This is a genomic window from Rhodococcus sp. ACS1 (assembly GCF_002300155.1).
Lineage (GTDB): Bacteria > Actinomycetota > Actinomycetes > Mycobacteriales > Mycobacteriaceae > Rhodococcus_F > Rhodococcus_F koreensis.
This window is the reverse complement of sequence record NZ_NSDZ01000001.1, coordinates 1271660-1288279: the sequence shown is the minus strand read 5'-3', so window position 1 is coordinate 1288279 and position 16620 is coordinate 1271660. Positions and strand designations below refer to the sequence as shown.

17 protein-coding genes are annotated in these 16620 nt (G+C 68.5%); 11 read left to right on the top strand and 6 right to left on the bottom strand.

Annotation, left to right across the window (positions count from 1 at the left end; all coding sequences use genetic code 11):
• The first annotated feature begins 17 nt into the window (after window positions 1-17).
• The 3 genes from tsaB to tsaD are packed head-to-tail and all read left to right on the top strand — an operon-like array spanning window position 18 to window position 2187.
• Entirely contained in the window at window positions 18-677 is a 660-nt protein-coding gene (gene tsaB, locus CJ179_RS06185) for a tRNA (adenosine(37)-N6)-threonylcarbamoyltransferase complex dimerization subunit type 1 TsaB (protein ID WP_095860908.1), read from the top strand.
• A complete protein-coding gene (rimI, locus tag CJ179_RS06180; RefSeq protein ID WP_072945762.1) occupies window positions 674-1153 on the top strand; it encodes a ribosomal protein S18-alanine N-acetyltransferase in 480 nt (159 codons plus the stop codon). Before tsaB ends, rimI begins: the two co-directional genes overlap by 4 nt.
• The gene (tsaD, locus tag CJ179_RS06175; RefSeq protein WP_072945764.1) at window positions 1150-2187 is read left to right on the top strand and encodes a tRNA (adenosine(37)-N6)-threonylcarbamoyltransferase complex transferase subunit TsaD; all 1038 of its coding nucleotides are present in this window, start codon (window positions 1150-1152) and stop codon (window positions 2185-2187) included. Before rimI ends, tsaD begins: the two co-directional genes overlap by 4 nt.
• Here tsaD and CJ179_RS06170 read toward each other — a convergent pair.
• On the bottom strand, window positions 2180-3829 hold the full coding sequence (locus CJ179_RS06170) for an Hsp70 family protein (protein WP_095860907.1): 1650 nt from the start codon (window positions 3827-3829) through the stop codon (window positions 2180-2182). The genes tsaD and CJ179_RS06170 overlap by 8 nt on opposite strands.
• A gap of 205 nt (window positions 3830-4034) precedes the next feature.
• On the opposite strand from CJ179_RS06170, the gene CJ179_RS06165 reads away from it, so the two are divergent.
• Window positions 4035-4571 carry a potassium channel family protein gene (locus tag CJ179_RS06165; protein WP_072945769.1) on the top strand — a complete coding sequence of 179 codons (537 nt, stop codon included), beginning with the start codon at window positions 4035-4037 and terminating at the stop codon, window positions 4569-4571.
• Here CJ179_RS06165 and CJ179_RS06160 read toward each other — a convergent pair.
• Window positions 4568-6286 carry a TIGR03767 family metallophosphoesterase gene (locus tag CJ179_RS06160; protein WP_095860906.1) on the bottom strand — a complete coding sequence of 573 codons (1719 nt, stop codon included), beginning with the start codon at window positions 6284-6286 and terminating at the stop codon, window positions 4568-4570. The two genes, CJ179_RS06165 and CJ179_RS06160, sit on opposite strands and share 4 nt — an antisense overlap.
• A gap of 230 nt (window positions 6287-6516) precedes the next feature.
• On the opposite strand from CJ179_RS06160, the gene groES reads away from it, so the two are divergent.
• Both groES and groL read left to right on the top strand, forming a co-directional pair.
• Entirely contained in the window at window positions 6517-6816 is a 300-nt protein-coding gene (groES, locus tag CJ179_RS06155) for a co-chaperone GroES (protein WP_003940763.1), read from the top strand.
• A gap of 92 nt (window positions 6817-6908) precedes the next feature.
• A complete protein-coding gene (gene groL / locus CJ179_RS06150; RefSeq protein WP_095860905.1) occupies window positions 6909-8522 on the top strand; it encodes a chaperonin GroEL in 1614 nt (537 codons plus the stop codon).
• A 98-nt stretch (window positions 8523-8620) separates the two neighbouring features.
• Here the strand turns inward: groL and CJ179_RS06145 are convergent, their stop codons facing one another.
• The 3 genes from CJ179_RS06145 to CJ179_RS06135 form a co-directional block, all read right to left on the bottom strand.
• Entirely contained in the window at window positions 8621-9340 is a 720-nt protein-coding gene (locus CJ179_RS06145) for an anti-sigma factor domain-containing protein (protein WP_095860904.1), read from the bottom strand.
• A gap of 1 nt (window position 9341) precedes the next feature.
• Complete coding sequence (locus tag CJ179_RS06140) at window positions 9342-10010, bottom strand: sigma-70 family RNA polymerase sigma factor (RefSeq protein WP_095860903.1); 669 nt, start codon at window positions 10008-10010, stop codon at window positions 9342-9344.
• 130 nt (window positions 10011-10140) lie between these two features.
• Window positions 10141-10434, bottom strand: a complete 294-nt coding sequence (locus CJ179_RS06135; RefSeq protein ID WP_005239766.1) for a WhiB family transcriptional regulator — start codon at window positions 10432-10434, stop codon at window positions 10141-10143.
• 306 nt (window positions 10435-10740) lie between these two features.
• On the opposite strand from CJ179_RS06135, the gene CJ179_RS06130 reads away from it, so the two are divergent.
• From CJ179_RS06130 to CJ179_RS06115, 4 genes are all read left to right on the top strand, one after another.
• Complete coding sequence (locus CJ179_RS06130; RefSeq protein ID WP_244163587.1) at window positions 10741-11694, top strand: MerR family transcriptional regulator; 954 nt, start codon at window positions 10741-10743, stop codon at window positions 11692-11694.
• A gap of 34 nt (window positions 11695-11728) precedes the next feature.
• Window positions 11729-12562 carry a hypothetical protein gene (locus tag CJ179_RS06125; RefSeq protein WP_072945827.1) on the top strand — a complete coding sequence of 278 codons (834 nt, stop codon included), beginning with the start codon at window positions 11729-11731 and terminating at the stop codon, window positions 12560-12562.
• Between the two features lie 160 nt (window positions 12563-12722).
• The gene (locus tag CJ179_RS06120; protein ID WP_072945778.1) at window positions 12723-13301 is read left to right on the top strand and encodes a sigma-70 family RNA polymerase sigma factor; all 579 of its coding nucleotides are present in this window, start codon (window positions 12723-12725) and stop codon (window positions 13299-13301) included.
• On the top strand, window positions 13285-14328 hold the full coding sequence (locus tag CJ179_RS06115) for an anti-sigma-D factor RsdA (protein ID WP_095860902.1): 1044 nt from the start codon (window positions 13285-13287) through the stop codon (window positions 14326-14328). Before CJ179_RS06120 ends, CJ179_RS06115 begins: the two co-directional genes overlap by 17 nt.
• Window positions 14329-14428: 100 nt before the next feature.
• On the opposite strand, the gene CJ179_RS06110 is transcribed toward CJ179_RS06115, so the two are convergent.
• Window positions 14429-14833 carry a DUF5319 domain-containing protein gene (locus CJ179_RS06110; protein WP_005239778.1) on the bottom strand — a complete coding sequence of 135 codons (405 nt, stop codon included), beginning with the start codon at window positions 14831-14833 and terminating at the stop codon, window positions 14429-14431.
• Window positions 14834-15075: 242 nt separating this feature from the next.
• Between CJ179_RS06110 and guaB the strand changes: the two genes are divergently transcribed.
• The gene (guaB, locus tag CJ179_RS06105) at window positions 15076-16599 is read left to right on the top strand and encodes an IMP dehydrogenase (protein WP_005239781.1); all 1524 of its coding nucleotides are present in this window, start codon (window positions 15076-15078) and stop codon (window positions 16597-16599) included.
• Window positions 16600-16620: the final 21 nt, after the last annotated feature.

The window sequence follows — 16620 nt, the reverse complement described above, 5'->3', positions numbered from 1 at the left end:
GAGTACCCTCAGTTACCGTGCTTGTTCTCGCCATCGACACGTCCACGCCTGCCGTGACCGCCGGAGTCGTCCGGGTTTCGGCCGGCTCCGCATCGGTAGAGGCGGTCCACACGCTCGCGGTGCGGGTGACGGTCAACCCGCGCGCGCACGCGGAAGTGCTCACCCCGCACATCCTGGAGTGCCTCGCCGAGGCGCGGCACGTCCCCGCGGACCTCGATGCGGTGGTCGTCGGGGCCGGGCCGGGTCCGTTCACGGGACTGCGCGTGGGGATGGCCACCGCCGCCGCGTTCGCCGACGCCCTCGGCATCCCGGTTCACGGGGTGTGCAGCCTCGACGCCATCGCGGAGCAGGTGGACGGTGACCGGAATCTGCTCGTCGTCACGGACGCACGCCGGCGCGAGGTGTACTGGGCACGCTATTCGGCGGGAGTTCGGGTGGAGGGTCCCGCGGTGGTGAAGCCGCGCGAGCTCGAGCCCATGCCGTCCGAGGTGGTGGCGGGATCGCCGTCGCACGTCGACTTCTTCGATCTGCCGGTCGAACCGGTGGAAACCCCCTCGCCCGCAGGGCTGGTCGCGGTGGCCGCGGATGCGCTGTTCGGTAGTGCGGCCCCGGCGGCGCTCGTCCCGCTCTACCTGCGACGCCCGGACGCGGTGGAACTGGCGGACCGGAAGAAATGACTTTCCGCATCGAACCGATGGCGGTCGCCGACGCCGAACGGTGCGCGGAGCTCGAGACCCTCCTCTTCGCCGGTGACGGACCCTGGAGCGCACACGCGTTCAGGGCGGAACTCGCCGCTCCGCACGTGCACTACGCCGTGGCGCGGGACGACACCGGCCACGTCGTCGGGTACGCCGGAATCGCCCTGCTGGGCAACGGTTCGCACCCCGAATCCGAGATACACACGATCGGAACCGACCCGGCGTGCCAGCGGCGGGGGATCGGCGGGGCCCTCCTCGACGAGCTGCTGCGCGTGGCCGACACACGGGGCGGCCCCGTGTTTCTCGAGGTGCGCACCGACAACGACGCGGCGATCGCCCTGTACCGACGTGAAGGATTCGAGATCGTGGGAACCCGTAAGAAGTACTACCAACCGAGCGGTGCGGACGCGTTCACGATGCGTCGCCCCGGAACGGGTGAGGAGCCGGTGCAATGATCGTCATGGGGATCGAAAGCTCTTGTGACGAGACCGGAGTCGGCATCGTCCGGTGGAACGGCGACGGGACCTGCGAGTTGCTCGCGGACGAGGTCGCATCCAGCGTCGACCAGCACGCACGCTACGGCGGGGTGGTGCCGGAGGTAGCGTCCCGCGCACACCTCGAGGCGATCGTGCCGACGATGCGGCGGGCCCTCTCTGCCGCCGGGATCGTCAAACCGGACGCACTCGCCGTCACCATCGGCCCCGGTCTGGCCGGAGCCCTGCTCGTCGGCGTCGCGGCCGCGAAAGCCTATGCGGCGGCGTGGGACGTCCCGTTCTACGCGGTGAACCACCTCGGCGGGCACGTGTCGGTGGACACCCTCGAGCACGGACCGATGCCGCCCTGCGTGGCGCTGCTCGTGTCCGGTGGGCACACCCACCTCCTGCACGTCGAGGACCTCGCGAAGCCCATCGTCGAACTGGGCACGACCGTGGACGACGCCGCAGGCGAAGCGTTCGACAAGGTGGCCCGCCTCCTCGGACTCGGATTCCCCGGTGGCCCCGCCCTCGACGCCGCGGCGCAGGACGGCGACCGGAACGCGATTGCCTTCCCGCGCGGCATGACCGGACCGCGGGACGCACGGCACGACTTCTCGTTCTCCGGACTGAAGACGGCCGTCGCGCGGTACGTGGAATCGAAGGAACGGGCCGACGAGTCGTACTCGGTGCCCGACATCGCCGCGAGCTTCCAGGAGGCCGTGGCCGACGTGCTGACGATGAAAGCGGTACGCGCGGCTCGTGACGCCGGCGTGGACACTCTGGTGCTCGGTGGCGGCGCGACGGCCAACTCGCGTATCCGCGCGCTCGCCGAGGAACGCTGCGCCGAAGCCGGTCTGACCCTGCGAGTCCCGAAACCTCGCCTGTGCACCGACAACGGAGTGATGATCGCCTCGCTCGGCGCGCATCTGATCGCCGGCGGCGCCGCGCCCTCCCTGCTCACCGTGGCCAGCGACCCCGGGCTGTCGGTGGCGACCAGTCAGGTGTTCAGCTGACCGGAATGGTGACGGTCTGCGTGGCCGGGGGAGTCAGCGCCTCACCGGGTTGAGAGCCGCTCGGCTGCGCCCCGGCGGGAGCGCTCGGAGCGACCGTGCCCGGCGCCGGGACCATCGGGAAGAGCCCTTCGGGTGCGGCGGGCACCGATTCCGCGGGCGCAGTCGGTGCCGCGGGCGCCGCAGGCGCGGTGGATTCGGCGGGTGCACCGGGTGCACCGGTGGGCGGAGGTGCCACTTCGGGACCACCGGGTGCGGGCGCGACGGGGCGCGGTTCGTTCGGCGTCGATTCGCCGGGAACCTGCGGCCACAGCGGCGGAATCGCGGGCCACTCGATGTGCGGCCACGAGGGCTGCGGCGGCTCCGTTCCGGGCAGCGTCGGACGCGCAGGAGTCGTGGGGGTCGGCAGCGGGGTGGTGGTGCGCGGGGGCGTCGTCTCGGTCGTCGAATCGGGCGCCTGCGCAGGAATCTGGTCGGTGCGCGGTTCGGACGTGGGCGGGGCAACCTGATTCGGGTAGTACTCCGAGGTCGGCGTCGGATCGTACGACGGAATCCGCGTGGCGGGAGGCTCGTCGGTCGTCGTGGTCGCGACCTGCTCGGCGGTCTGGAAACTGTCGGTCCCCGCAGGGGAGACGTTGGGATCGGGTGCGGGCGCGAGTTCCTTCACGCCGTAACCGAGAACGAGGCCGCCGACCACCAGCGCGCCGACGAGAGCCCCCGACACCTTCGCGGCCGAACCGGGGCGGTTCGACTCGGTGGCCGGGTAGTCGCGGATGGCCGAGGACACGGCGAGCAGCGCCGCACCCTTCGCGGTCGCCGTGTCGGGTTCGGGCACCGCGATGACCCGGGCGGTGACGGCGTCGGTGACGGCGGCGGCGATCGCGGGAATGTTCGCGCCGCCGCCGACCAAGGCCAGGGCCTCGGGCCGGCGCGGAGAGTCGGCGATCGTGGCACGGATGAACTCCACCGCGACGCGGACGGTCGGTGCGACGATCTCGTCGAACCCGGTGCGGCTGATCTCGATCGGGCGGACGCCCTGCAGATCGATGTCGACGTGCGACTTCGGCTCCGAGGACAACTGCTCCTTGGCGACGCGGCACCGCGCCGAGAGCAGATCCCGGTCCAGGTGCCGCAGGGGATGCGGAGTGGTGAGGCTGCCGACGACGTGGTGGAAGATCAGGTCGTCGATACCGGTGCCGCTCACGTGGCTCGTGCGGTCGGCGTGCAGGACGGTGCCGTCCACCTGATCGACGACGGCGACGGACAACCCGGACTCACCGAAGTCGACGATCGCGACGGTGGCATGCTGTGCGACCTCGCCGGTGTGCCGCAGGTAGGTGAGGGTGGCCGCGGTCTCGGGCACGAGGTGCACACGATGGCGCTGCCTGCTGACGGCGCTGCGGATCGAGTGGGCCTGCTCCTGCGTCCGGTACGCGACGGCGAACGCGTCGGGGGTGGTGGGATCGGCGGGAACCTGGGTGGTCATCAGCGAGATCGACGAGCGGACCAGATCACCGAGGTCGGTGTGGGCCTGATCGGCGGACAGGTAACGGAACTCGACGTTCTGCGCGCCGTTGGAGGCGGTGGTGACGAGCGCGGAACTCACACCTGCCGCGCCGGTCGACATCCCCAGGGACATACCCATCACACACCCCCTCACGTTTTCGACGCGTGACCTGCTGTCTCTGCCGGAACGCCCTGTTCAGCGGGTATTCCCTGCCCGTTGAATCGGCGACTGTTATCTGAACGTTACAGAAAACAAACGGATTTCGCTCCCGACTTCCGGCCCCCGAAGACGAAGATGGCGCTCGATATCCGGTCTCACCTGCACAGTTGTCCAAAGGAATCTCATGGGACGCGCCAGCGATTTTCGCAACCTCACGAGACGCGAGCGCCGACGGCTTCTGGTGCGCGCATTCGTGCGCCCGCTGGGCACCGTCGTCCTGTGCGCGGTGGTCTACTTCGCCCTGCCGTGGACCTCGATCGGGAACATGTCCGCTCTGCTCTTCCTGGCGGGGGGCCTGCTGGTCGTCGGCTCGGCGGCGGTCTGGCAGATCCGCCGGATCTTCCGGTCCGACGTGCCTGCGCTCCAGGCCATCGAGGCACTCTCCCTGATCCTGCCGCTCTACCTGCTGGGGTTCGCGACAGGATATTGCCTGATGTCCGAAAGCGATCCGCGTTTCTTCACCGAACCGCTCACTCGGATGGGTGCGCTGTACTTCTCGCTCACCGTGTTCTCCACCGTCGGGTTCGGCGACATCGCCGCGACGACCGATGCGTCGCGAGCCGTCGTGAGTGTGCAGATCATCGGAAATCTGATCCTTCTCGGCGTCGGCATCCGCGCGGTCGTCGCGGCCGTCGACTGGGCCCGCAAGCGCCGGAACTAGCGACCCGACACCAGCACCAGTTCGACGTTCCGGTCGGCCGTCCCGCCGCCCAGGTCGGGGTCGGCGTGAATGTCGTTGAACGACAACTCCCGGTACAGCGACGCCAGCCCGAGCGGTGAGAGGTCGGTGTGGTCCACGGCGTACGGGCTGTCGGCCTCGAACAGCGTGGTGAGCAGCGACACGGTTCCGTCGACGTTGTCGACCACCTCGATGATCCGCCCGTGCTGGGGGAAGTCGATGTGCGAGGCCGTGTTGATCTCCCAGAACGACTGCTCCGGAGTGGATCCGGGCCATGGGGTGATCCGGTTCTCGTGGGTGTGTCCGTTGACCCAGGCGAGGACGTTCGGGAATCGGTGCAGCAGGTCCACCAGTCGCGAACCACGGATCCGGGGTTCCGCCGGGGCGGCGGGGTCGGGGACGACGTTGTCCATGCTGCCGCTGGTGTGGTGGCTGAACAGGACGAACCAGGTGTCGCTGCGTGCCTGCGACACAGGGTTGCCCGCGGTGTCGTAGTACCGGCTGCTGCCTGCCGCCAGGGTGTCCTCGATCCACCGGAACTGCGCGGCGCCGAGCGAGCCGTCGACGAACCCCGCCCGGTTGGTGGAATCCATGCTGATTCCGACGACACCGGGTGCGATCTCGAACGAGTAGTAGCCGATTCCGGTCTCGCCGGCGTCGGGTGCGAAGCCGTGACCGGCCGGTCCGGGGCCGGTGTTGGCCGGGTCCAGGTGTGCGGCGATGAACTGGCGGGGAGTGAACGGTGCCCGCGTGGGGTCGGGGGTGACGACCCGCGGGGGTGTGGTGAACGCGGACAGCGCAGTGGGAATGGCGCCGGGGTCGAACTTGGTGGCGATGTCGACGGCCTTCGCCTGCTCCGGCGACCCGGGGACCTCGAACTTCAGCGAACCGGTGTACATGGCTTCGAGCGGGGGGATGCCGCTCGGGACGGTGCCCTCCACCGAGTCGTCGTGGTTGCCGAAGACGCAGTACCAGGGGGTGTTCAGGCCGGGGCTGGTGACGGGGGCGATCGCCGCGCCGAGCAGGCCGGGGATCTCGGGGAACCCGGCCTTCTTGTACATGTCCTGGACGGAGGACTCCGGGTTCCAGTACAGGTCGGCCCCGGAGTTCTGCACGCCTTCGTAGCGGTCGGGGGCGCCCGTGTTGGGGACGATGGTGCCGCCGTTGAGCGCGGTGAGGAACCACCCGAGTTCGGCGAATTCCTTGTTGTCGGTGTTGTCGCCGGTACTCACGACCGCATCGAACGCGCGCTGGGTGTGCGGGCCGGACGCGAGCGCATTGACGCGGGCGACCAGTGCGACGAGACCCTGCGCGGTGAGCGTCTCGTGCGGGCGGAACGCGGAACCGGTGAAGGGGTGGACGTATTCGAAGCGCATCGGGGACTGGGCGTCGACCAGGTGGACGTCGGTGAGCTGGACGAGGGAGGCGAGTGCGGTGCGCCGGTCCTCGCGCCCGCTGCGGGCCTCGGCGAGTTCGGTGCGGACGATCGTCGGCCACCCCGGTCCCGCGCCGAGTCTGCGGTAGCCGGAGCTTCCGAGGGGGACGGCCACCGCTTCGAGGGTGGTGCCGGCCCCGGAGGTCGGGAGCGGGGCCGCGCCCGCGTACTGCAACCCCCACGGGCGTGCTCCGAACCCCACCGTCCCGATCGCCCCGAGCCCGGCAAACGTCAGGAATTTACGCCTATTGATGTCAGACACCAGAGGAACCTTAGGTGACGACCCCTGAGACAGGACGATATTCGGCGCGGCGCGATCTACCACCCCCTTCTCCTTGAGGGTTGGCACTCTCACGTATAGAGTGCCAAGTGGCGCCGATCGAGCTCCGGCACCCGCGACGACGGGGCTGTGTGAAGTGCCGTAAACGGAACACTCAAACAGGAGTCCGGAGAAGTCTCCGGATCCGCATACCCCAAAGTGGAGGGCTCATCGTGGCGAGCGTCAACATCAAGCCGCTCGAGGACAAGATCCTCGTCCAGGCCAACGAGGCTGAGACGACGACTGCCTCCGGCCTGGTCATTCCCGACACGGCCAAGGAGAAGCCCCAGGAGGGCACTGTCGTCGCAGTCGGCGAAGGCCGCGTCAACGAGCAGGGCAACCGCATCCCGGTCGACGTCAAGGAGGGTGACACGGTCATCTACTCCAAGTACGGCGGAACCGAGATCAAGTACGCCGGCCAGGAGTACCTGATCCTGTCGGCACGCGACGTGCTGGCTGTCGTCTCCAAGTAAGCCATACGTGATCCGCCCCGGAGTCCCCACAGGATCCCGGGGCGGAGTGCGTTCACGCGCGTAACCCTGAGATCCAGGAGAAGACAGAACACATGTCCAAGCAGATTGAGTTCAACGAGATCGCACGCCGGTCTCTCGAGCGTGGAGTCGACAAGCTTGCCGACGCGGTCAAGGTGACCTTGGGTCCGCGTGGCCGCCACGTAGTGCTGGCGAAGGCCTTCGGCGGCCCGACCGTCACCAACGACGGTGTCAGCATCGCCCGGGAAATCGAGCTCGAGGACCCGTTCGAGAACCTCGGAGCGCAGCTCGTCAAGAGCGTCGCCACCAAGACCAACGACGTCGCAGGCGACGGCACCACCACCGCGACCGTGCTGGCTCAGGCCATCGTGCGGGGCGGTCTGAAGAACATAGCCGCGGGTGCGAACCCGATGGCGCTCGGCATCGGCATCAACGCCGCGGCCGACAAGGTCGTCGAGGCACTGCTCGCCGCCGCGAGGCCGGTCGAGGGCAAGACGTCCATCGCCCAGGTCGCGACCGTGTCCTCGCGTGACGAGGAGATCGGCGAGATGGTCGGCGAGGCGCTCACCCGCGTCGGCACCGACGGCGTCGTGACGGTGGAGGAATCCTCGACCCTGGCGACCGAGCTCGTGATCACCGAGGGCGTCCAGTTCGACAAGGGCTACCTGTCGCCGTACTTCGTCACGGACCTCGACGCACAGAAGGCCGTGTACGAGGACGCACTCGTGCTGCTGTTCCGCGAGAAGATCACGTCCCTGCCCGACTTCCTGCCGCTGCTGGAGAAGGTTGCCGAGAGCGGCAAGCCCCTCCTCATCATCGCGGAGGACGTCGAGGGCGAGGTTCTCTCGACGCTCGTGGTCAACTCCATCCGGAAGACCATCAAGGCCGTCGCCGTCAAGGCGCCGTTCTTCGGTGACCGCCGGAAGGCGTTCCTTGACGACCTCGCCGTCGTCACCGGCGGCACGGTCATCAACTCCGACGTCGGCCTCACGTTGAAGGACGCCGGACTGGACCTGCTCGGCAGCGCCCGCCGCGTCGTGGTCAGCAAGGACGAGACCACGATCGTCGACGGTGCCGGAACCGACGACGACATCAAGGGCCGCGTCGCGCAGCTGCGCCGCGAGATCGAGAACACCGACTCCGACTGGGATCGCGAGAAGCTCGAAGAGCGTCTGGCGAAGCTGGCCGGTGGCGTCGCCGTCATCCGGGTCGGCGCGGCCACGGAGACGGACCTCAAGGAGCGCAAGTTCCGCGTCGAGGACGCCGTCAACGCCGCGAAGGCTGCAGTCGCCGAGGGCATCGTCCCCGGTGGTGGTTCCGCCCTCGTCCAGGCGAGCACCGAGCTGGCCGACAACCTCGGTCTGACCGGGGACGAGGCCACGGGCGTCAAGGTGGTGCGCGAAGCACTGCAGGCGCCGCTGTTCTGGATCGCCAGCAATGCCGGTCTCGACGGTGCCGTCGTCACCAGCAAGGTTGCCGAGCAGCCCAAGGGCCACGGTTTCAACGCCGCGACCCTCACCTACGGCGACCTGCTCGCCGACGGTGTCGTCGACCCCGTCAAGGTCACCCGCTCCGCGGTCGTCAACGCGGCCTCGGTCGCGCGGATGATCCTCACCACGGAGAGTGCCGTGGTCGAGAAGCCCGCGGAAGCGGAAGAGCAGCAGACCGGCCACGGGCACAGCCACTAGGCTCTGCCGTCGCGGCCGATCGGGCTCCGATCGTTCGAACGAGAAACCCCCGTGCGGATCACCGCGCGGGGGTTTCTCTGTGTCCGGCGGCGGCCGGATCAGCTCAGTTGCAGCACCGCGAACGGTTCAGACGTCGGCTGGGGTGACCCTCCGGGCGGTTCGACGGTGACGGCCAGCTTCGACATCGACCCCACGTCGTCGAGGACGATCGTCGTGGTCGGCTGCATGTCGCCGGCCGACATGGTTCCGGCGGGCACCGGGGCGTCCCCGGACTCGGGCATCAACCACAGCTGATACACGGTGTCCGCGCTGGGCGGGGCGACACCGTCCATCACGAACACCACGGCGTCCTGCGACTTCGAGTAGCTGGCGGTCGCGGACCCGCCTGCCGCGATCGGACTCGTCGACGAGTGCATGTCGGCGGCGTCGAGCACCTGTTCCGAGACTGTGGGCGCCGGGCCTTCCGTGAGCTGCCGGACGATCACCGTTCCGCCGGCGAGCACCCCGACGGCCGCGGCGGCGGCGACGGCGATCTGCCAGCGCCGCCTGCGGGAGCGACGCTCGGCGAGCGACGTCGGCGCGGGCGCGGGACGCCTGATCTCATCGAGGACCCGGATCCGCACCCGTGGCGGCGGTTCGACGGCGCCCACCGCGCTCACCACCGCGAACGCTTCGCGGATCCGCCGGACCTCGTCGGTGAACGTGGAGCGGGTGTCCCCGTCGGTGCCTGCGAGATCGGTGTCGAGTTCGCGGCGCTCGGTGTCGTCGAGTGCGTCGAGTGCGTACGGGTAGGCCATGCCCACGAGTTCGTCGTTCATGTCACAGACCTCCCAGGCAGCCGCGAAGACGCGTCAATCCGTCACGGATGCGCGTCTTCACCGTCGACAGCGCGACCCCCAGGTGGGAGGCGACCTCCCGGTAGGTGCGGCCGTCGTAATACGCCATCGCAACGGACTCACGCTGCATGTCCGTGAGCGAGTCGAGGCAGACGAGCACCGATTGATGCTCGAGCCGGCGAGTCACCTCCTCGGTGACGTGGTCGAACGGCCCCGCGATGTTGGTGGTCTCGTAGAGGGACTCGCGGTCGGTGCCTGCCTGCTCCGAGCGCACGCGGTCGACGGCCCGGCGGTGCGCGAGTGTCATCAGCCACGACATGACGGAACCCTTTGCCGGGTCGAAGTTCGACGCGGTGCGCCAGGCCTGGAGGAAGACTTCCTGCGTCGTCTCCTCCGCGTACCCGGGGTCGCGCAGCACCCGCAGGACCATGCCGTGGACTCGGGCGCTCGTCCGGTCGTAGAGTTCGGCGAATGCGTCGGCGTCCCCGTTCGCCACGCGGGCCATGGTGTCGTGGAGCTCCGCGGATTCGGTGGCCCGGGCGCTGTGTGCCCCGGCCGCGTCCGCCGAGCACACGTCGTCTGCCGGGGTTTTGCCCTCGTGGTTCGTCACCAGCGCTCGTCTCGCTTCATCGAGAACCACGGTAGCGTGCATGTCCGCTCATCTCCTCCAGCCGGTAGGCATTCGGAGACCGAGTCGCCGTGGATGGGTGGCGAGGGGATCGAAGTGACGCGAGGAACCCTCGCACGGCGGCGAGGGTCCCTCGATGAGTGTGGGCGAGCGGTCAAACGGCGATCCGGCCGCGTCTGTGCCGGGCGTGCATCTCGCGTTCCGTTTCGGACATTCCACCCCAGATCCCGTACGGCTCGGACACGCTCAGCGCGTGATTGCGGCACTGGGCGAGGACCGGGCAGCGTCTGCACATTTCCTTCGCACGGGTCTCCCGCTGTGCGCGGGCACGGCCGCGCTCCCCGTCGGGATGGAAGAACATCGAGGAGTCGACTCCGCGGCACAGTCCGTGCATCTGCCAATCCCAGATATCCGCGTTCGGGCCGGGAAGGTGGTTGGGTGCAGGCATGTGGACTCCTTAGCTGCAAGCTCGCCTCGGGCGGCGAGCGGACCGTGGGCTCGACGTTCAAGCCGCTGAATCATTCACGTTGCTAACCGTAGAGTCGGTTCGGAAATCGCGTCAATAGTTGTTCACAGTGGGGATTTACATATCCCACGAGCTGAAAGTTAACCTGGAAAATATTTACTTTCCCGCGTTTCCGTGTTTCCGTTTCGGGTTGAAAGACCTTGGGGTACGGGTAACGATGTGCGGGTGCCCCAGCCCGCGGAGCCTGAAACGCAGACCCCCTCCGGATCTCCGGACGAGGGACCCACGATGTCGGTATCCGCGCTGGCCAGAAGGCTCGGGGTGGCACCGTCGACGCTTCGCACGTGGGACCGCCGCTACGGCATCGGCCCCTCCGTCCACCCGCAGGGAAGTCACCGGCGATACACGTCGCGCGACGTCGCCCGGCTCGAATGCATGCAACAGGCTCTGGACGGTGGTGCAAACTCCGCGGAGGCCGCGAGATATGCGATTAACGCAATGGCTACATATTCGTCAGAAAGCGGCCGCCGGCCGGGCGGCGAAAATCTGGATGACAACTCGGTGAACGGGACGAAAACAGGCTCGTCGAACCTTTTGTCGTCCTTTTCCGGCCTCGCCGACGCGGAGGCCGCCGTCCGCAATTTGTCGGGTGCGTTGCTGGCGCGAGACGTCGTGACCATCCGCCGGATCGTCGTGCGGGCGGTCGCGGAGCGAGGATTCAGCTCCATGTGGACGACGGTGGTCGCTCCGGTGCTCGAATGGGCGGACGACGGCAGGAATTCCGACGCTGCCGCTGTGAGCGTCCGTGTCTTCGCCGAATGTGTCGCGGGGATTCTGTCCACGATGACCCTGGATGCACCGATCGGCGGCGGTGGCCGGGTCCTGCTCGTGCAGGTGCCCGCGGACCCGCCGGACGCGGTTCCCGCGGACCCGTACGGTCTCGAATTCCGGGCCCTGGGCGCCGCCCTGGCCACGGCGTCGGTGGACACGCGGATCGCGCTGCCACTGTGCCGGTCGGCGTTGCTCGCCGCCGTGACCAACGCCGAACCGGACGTGATCGTCCTCTGGTTGCCCGCCGCCGGATGCGACGTACCTTCCCTGCTGCGGGCGATCCGCCGCAGGCGCACCGGGCTGACGGTGCTGGCGGGCGGTCCCGGCTGCCGGACACAGTCGCTACCACGGACGATCACGGTGCTGGGAGCGCTGGATGCGGCCGTGGGCGCCGTCGCTGCGGTCACCTGACCGGTGCGAGGGCGGGCGATGCGATGATCTCGGCGTGCCCGACTCCTCTCTCCGTTCCGCAGTCACGAATCCACTGATCCGCGCGGCGTTCGGCGCCGATCCGGGCGTGAGCCCCCTGCCGGAGTCGGACGTTCCCGTCGAACGCTGGATGCGGGCGGTGGCCTGGGGTGCCCGCGGGTACTACAGCCGATCCCGCGCCGAACTGGACGCCCTGACGCGCGGCGGGGTTGCCGAACCCGCGGTCGTCTCGCTCGCCTGGAGCACGCAGGCGTCGCTGCTGAGACAGCTCGGCTGGCACGCCGTGTCGTCCGGATTCGACGGCCGGGCCCTGGCCGTCGTCGGGACGGGTCCCGGAGCGTCGGACGGTGTTCTCGCCGTGGAGGCGCGGTGCGACGCAATGACGGGACTCGCCGCCGACGCGCTGGGGTGCGGCCGGCTCGCACTGGGCAGGCGGCTGCTCGATCGGTGCGCCGAGCACCTGGACGTGCACGCCCACGGCGAACTGTGGCGGCAGCACGTCCGGAGGCACTGGGTGAGCGCGGAGTTGTTCCTCGCGGACGGGGACTTCACCGCGGCGCGCCGCCACGCCGAGGCCGCGGCAGAAATTTCGGAGGCCGCCGGATCAGTGCGGCACCACGTCAAATCGGACCTGCTGCGGAGTGCGTCGATGACGGGGGAGTCCGATTCCGGTCCGGCGGCGCGGCTCGCCGCGGATGTGCTCGACCGCTGCGATCGGTACGGCCTGATACCCCTGAAGTGGGCGGCTGCGATGTTGCTGAGTGGTGTGACGTCCGACTCACGTGCGGAGGCGGTGTCCGAGGAGTGCGAAGCGCTCATCAGGGCGCGAGGTGGGCGCTTCCGAATCTGACACCGCTGATCGGGCCCCGTGGGCCCGTGTTGTTCACGAATCGGTGCGAATCCGGGCGAATACCGTTCGGTCCGCACCGTTACTCTTGGAGTGTTCCGCTGAGAGCGGGAGCACACCCATCGGGGGAGGTGCCACTGTAACGCCAGGATATTCAGCAACGATGACTAACACGAGCGAGGAGTTGGACTCCGCCGTCGCCGCTGCAACGCAGGGTGACCGGGCCGCTTTAGCTCTGGTCCTGGAAAACATTCGGCCCTTGGTTGTGCGTTACTGCAGAGCCAGGGTCGGTGCTGCGGAGAGGGGACAACTCTCTGCGGACGACGTGGCACAAGAAGTGTGCCTCGCCGTGATGACGGCCCTACCTCGCTACGAGGATCAGGGCCGGCCGTTCATGGCATTCGTCTACGGGATCGCCGCGCACAAGGTCGCCGACGCGCATCGGAACTCCGCACGTAACAAGTCGGAGCCCGTCGCCGAAGTACCTGATGTCGTAGCCAACGATGACGGACCCGAACAGCGGGCGCTGGACTCGGAAGCGAGCAGGCAGATGAACGAACTGCTGAGCACGCTGCCGGAGAAGCACCGGGAGATCTTGATCCTCCGGCTCGTGGTCGGTATGTCAGCCGAGGAGACGGCCGCGGCCGTGGGTAGTACCGCGGGAGCTGTCCGCGTGGCTCAACACCGAGCCATCGCGAAACTGAAAAAAGAAGTGACAAAGGCAGGTGAGAGGTTTGGCTAGGGGCATGAAGCGCAACGGCAATCCCGATGCCGATCTCCCAGGAGACGACGCACCGGTGGACGTCGCGGCAGTGCGCCGCGACGACGCATTGATCGACGCGATCGCCGGTGGCGGTCCCGTCGCAACGGATTCGCCGGAGCAATACGAGCTCGCGCTTCTGCTGACCAATTGGCGTGCCGACATCGTGTCGACGCCGATGCCGACCGGGCCGCTGCTCGACGACGTGATCGCGGCGATCGACGCCTCGGACAACGCCCGTTCCGCACGCAGCGCCGCCCGCGGCAAGCTCCGGCTGTTGCGACCCATCGCAGGCGCTGCCGCCGCGATCGCGGTCGTCATGGGCGGCGCCACCATCTTCTCGTACAACGCCGAACCTGGCGATCCGCTGTGGAGCGTCAAGTCGGTCGTGTTCAGCCAGCAGGCCGATTCGACCGTCGCGCAGATCGACACCACGTCCCAGCTGCAGGAGGCCGAACGGCTGATCGCCGCGGGCGACGCGGAGTCGGCGAAGAACCTGCTCGACGGCGCCGCCGACCGTGCCGGCGGGGTACGCGACGCCGACATGCGCAACGAACTCGACGTGTGGCGGGCGAAGCTGGCCGCGGAGGTCGAGAGGATCGCCCCGACCACGCCGCCGGCGACGACGGCGCCGGGAACCACCACCACCGGCGCGCCGACGCAGGCCACCGAGTTGCCTGCCACCGTGCCGGGGACATCCGGTTCCACGACGGTGCCGGGAGTCGGGCAGTTGCCGGGAACCCTGCCGACGGATCTGCAGATTCCGGGACTGCCGCCCATTCCGCTGCCGCAGCTGCCCACCTTGCCGCCGCCGCCGCCGCAGCTTCCGCTTCCGCCTGAGACGATGCCGTCCACGAGCCCGGATCCGACAATCATGCAGTTGCCGATACTGCCGCCGGACAATCCGACCACGCAGCCGCCCACTCAGCAGCAGCCGTCTCAGCAGCCCTCGACGGTGCCGCTGCCCACCACGACGACCCCGGTCCCGGTGCTGCCGCCCACCAGCTAGCGGTTAGGCGGCCCACCCGCACAGACGACTGTGGCCCGACACTTCGCGTGTCGGGCCACAGTCGTCTGTCAGTACAGGGTTTGGATCGGGTTGTGCCGGATCAGGCGTCGAAGCCGTCTCCGTGCAAAGCGTCGTTCATCGAGGCGTCCGCGTAGCCGCGGCAGTAGTCCCATGTGACGTATGCCTCGGGTGTCGGGTCGTAGGCGGGCTCGTGCGGGCGCACGGTGCCGTCGACCAGGAGCTGGAGGAGGTTGGCACGGAGCATGTCCCAATCGTGGTAGTGATCTTGCTGGCAGTCTTCGCAGCAGACGACGAGACCGCGGATCCCACGATGCGCCAGCAGCGCCTCGTACACGGCGAGGTCGGCCAGATCTTCCTCCACGGCGAGACGCTCGTGGGGGTCGAGTGGCTGGCCCGGTTCGATCGCATCGAGAGCTGCGGACGGGTCGGCGGGGTCGCCGGCGAAGGGGTCCGGGGGCAGACCTGGAGGCAGTTGATCGCGCACAGCACCACGGTACGCAGGTCAGCCCGGTCTGCGCCAGCCGTTCGGCGTACGCCCAGCGTGGGTGGGCTCCGTGGCGATCGCGTCGAGCCGATATCATGGTGTGCGGAGCTGGGAATATCGATCGTCGCTCCGGCCTTTTCCCTGTATCCGTGTTCGCGCAAGTTTCACCAGATCGAAGATCTGAATGTCCGCAGACGGCGCCACCGGCGCTGCACCTATGTTCCATGGAGGGCCCGAACCGCATGACAAGTTCAGCAGGGCATGTACACACCGGCGGTGACGACCCGAACAAGGTCGCGATGCTGGGTCTCACGTACGACGACGTCCTGCTCTTGCCGGCGGCGTCGAATGTCATCCCCGGCCAGGTCGACACGTCCAGCCAGCTGACCAGGGACATCCGGCTGCGGGTGCCGCTCGTCAGCTCCGCGATGGACACCGTCACCGAGGCACGGATGGCCATCGCCATGGCCCGTGCAGGCGGCATGGGCGTGCTGCACCGCAACCTGTCCGTCGAGGCGCAGGCCGGGCAGGTGGAGACGGTCAAGCGGTCCGAGGCCGGAATGGTCACCGACCCGGTCACCTGCAAGCCGTCCGACACCCTCGCCGAGGTCGACGCCAAGTGCGCCCGGTTCCGGATCTCCGGACTCCCGGTCACCGACGCGGCCGGACAGCTCGTCGGCATCATCACCAACCGCGACATGCGTTTCGAGGTCGACCAGAACCGCGCCGTGTCCGAGGTCATGACGAAGGCGCCGCTGATCACCGCCCAGGAGGGTGTCACCGCCGAGGTGGCGCTGGGACTGCTGCGCCGCCACAAGATCGAGAAGCTGCCGATCGTGGACGGCCAGGGCAAGCTCACCGGGCTCATCACGGTCAAGGACTTCGTGAAGACCGAGCAGCACCCGGACGCCACCAAGGACCGCGACGGCCGGCTCCTGGTCGGTGCCGCCGTGGGTGTGGGCGACGAGGCGTGGAGCCGCGCAATGGCTCTCACCGACGCCGGTGTCGACGTGCTCGTCGTCGACAGCGCCCACGGTCATTCGGCCGGTGTGCTGGACATGATCTCCAAGCTCAAGGCCGAGGTCGACGAGCGCGTGCAGATCATCGGCGGCAACGTCGCCACCCGCAGTGGTGCGGCCGCCCTCATCGAGGCCGGTGTGGACGCGGTCAAGGTCGGTGTCGGCCCCGGCTCCATCTGCACCACCCGCGTCATCGCCGGTGTCGGCGCCCCGCAGATCACCGCGATCCTCGAAGCGGTCGCCGCGGCCAAGCCGCACGGTGTGCCGGTGATCGCCGACGGTGGGCTGCAGTTCTCCGGCGACATCGCGAAGGCCCTCGCGGCTGGCGCGTCGACGGCGATGCTCGGTTCGCTGCTCGCAGGCACCGCGGAGTCGCCCGGTGAGCTGATCCTGGTGAACGGCAAGCAGTACAAGAGCTACCGCGGCATGGGGTCGCTCGGCGCGATGCAGAGTCGTGGGGCCGCCAAGTCGTATTCGAAGGACCGCTACTTCCAGGACGACGTGCTGTCCGAGGACAAGCTGGTCCCGGAGGGCATCGAGGGCCGGGTCGCGTTCCGCGGTCCGCTGTCCCAGGTCACACATCAGCTCACCGGTGGTCTGCGGGCCGCCATGGGCTACACGGGAGCGTCGTCGATCGAGGAACTGCAGAACGCGCAGTTCGTGCAGATCACCGCTGCGGGTCTGAAGGAGAGCCACCCGCACGACATCACGATGACGGTCGAAGCTCCCAACTACACCGCTCGCTAGCAACCAGTCACGATTCACGAG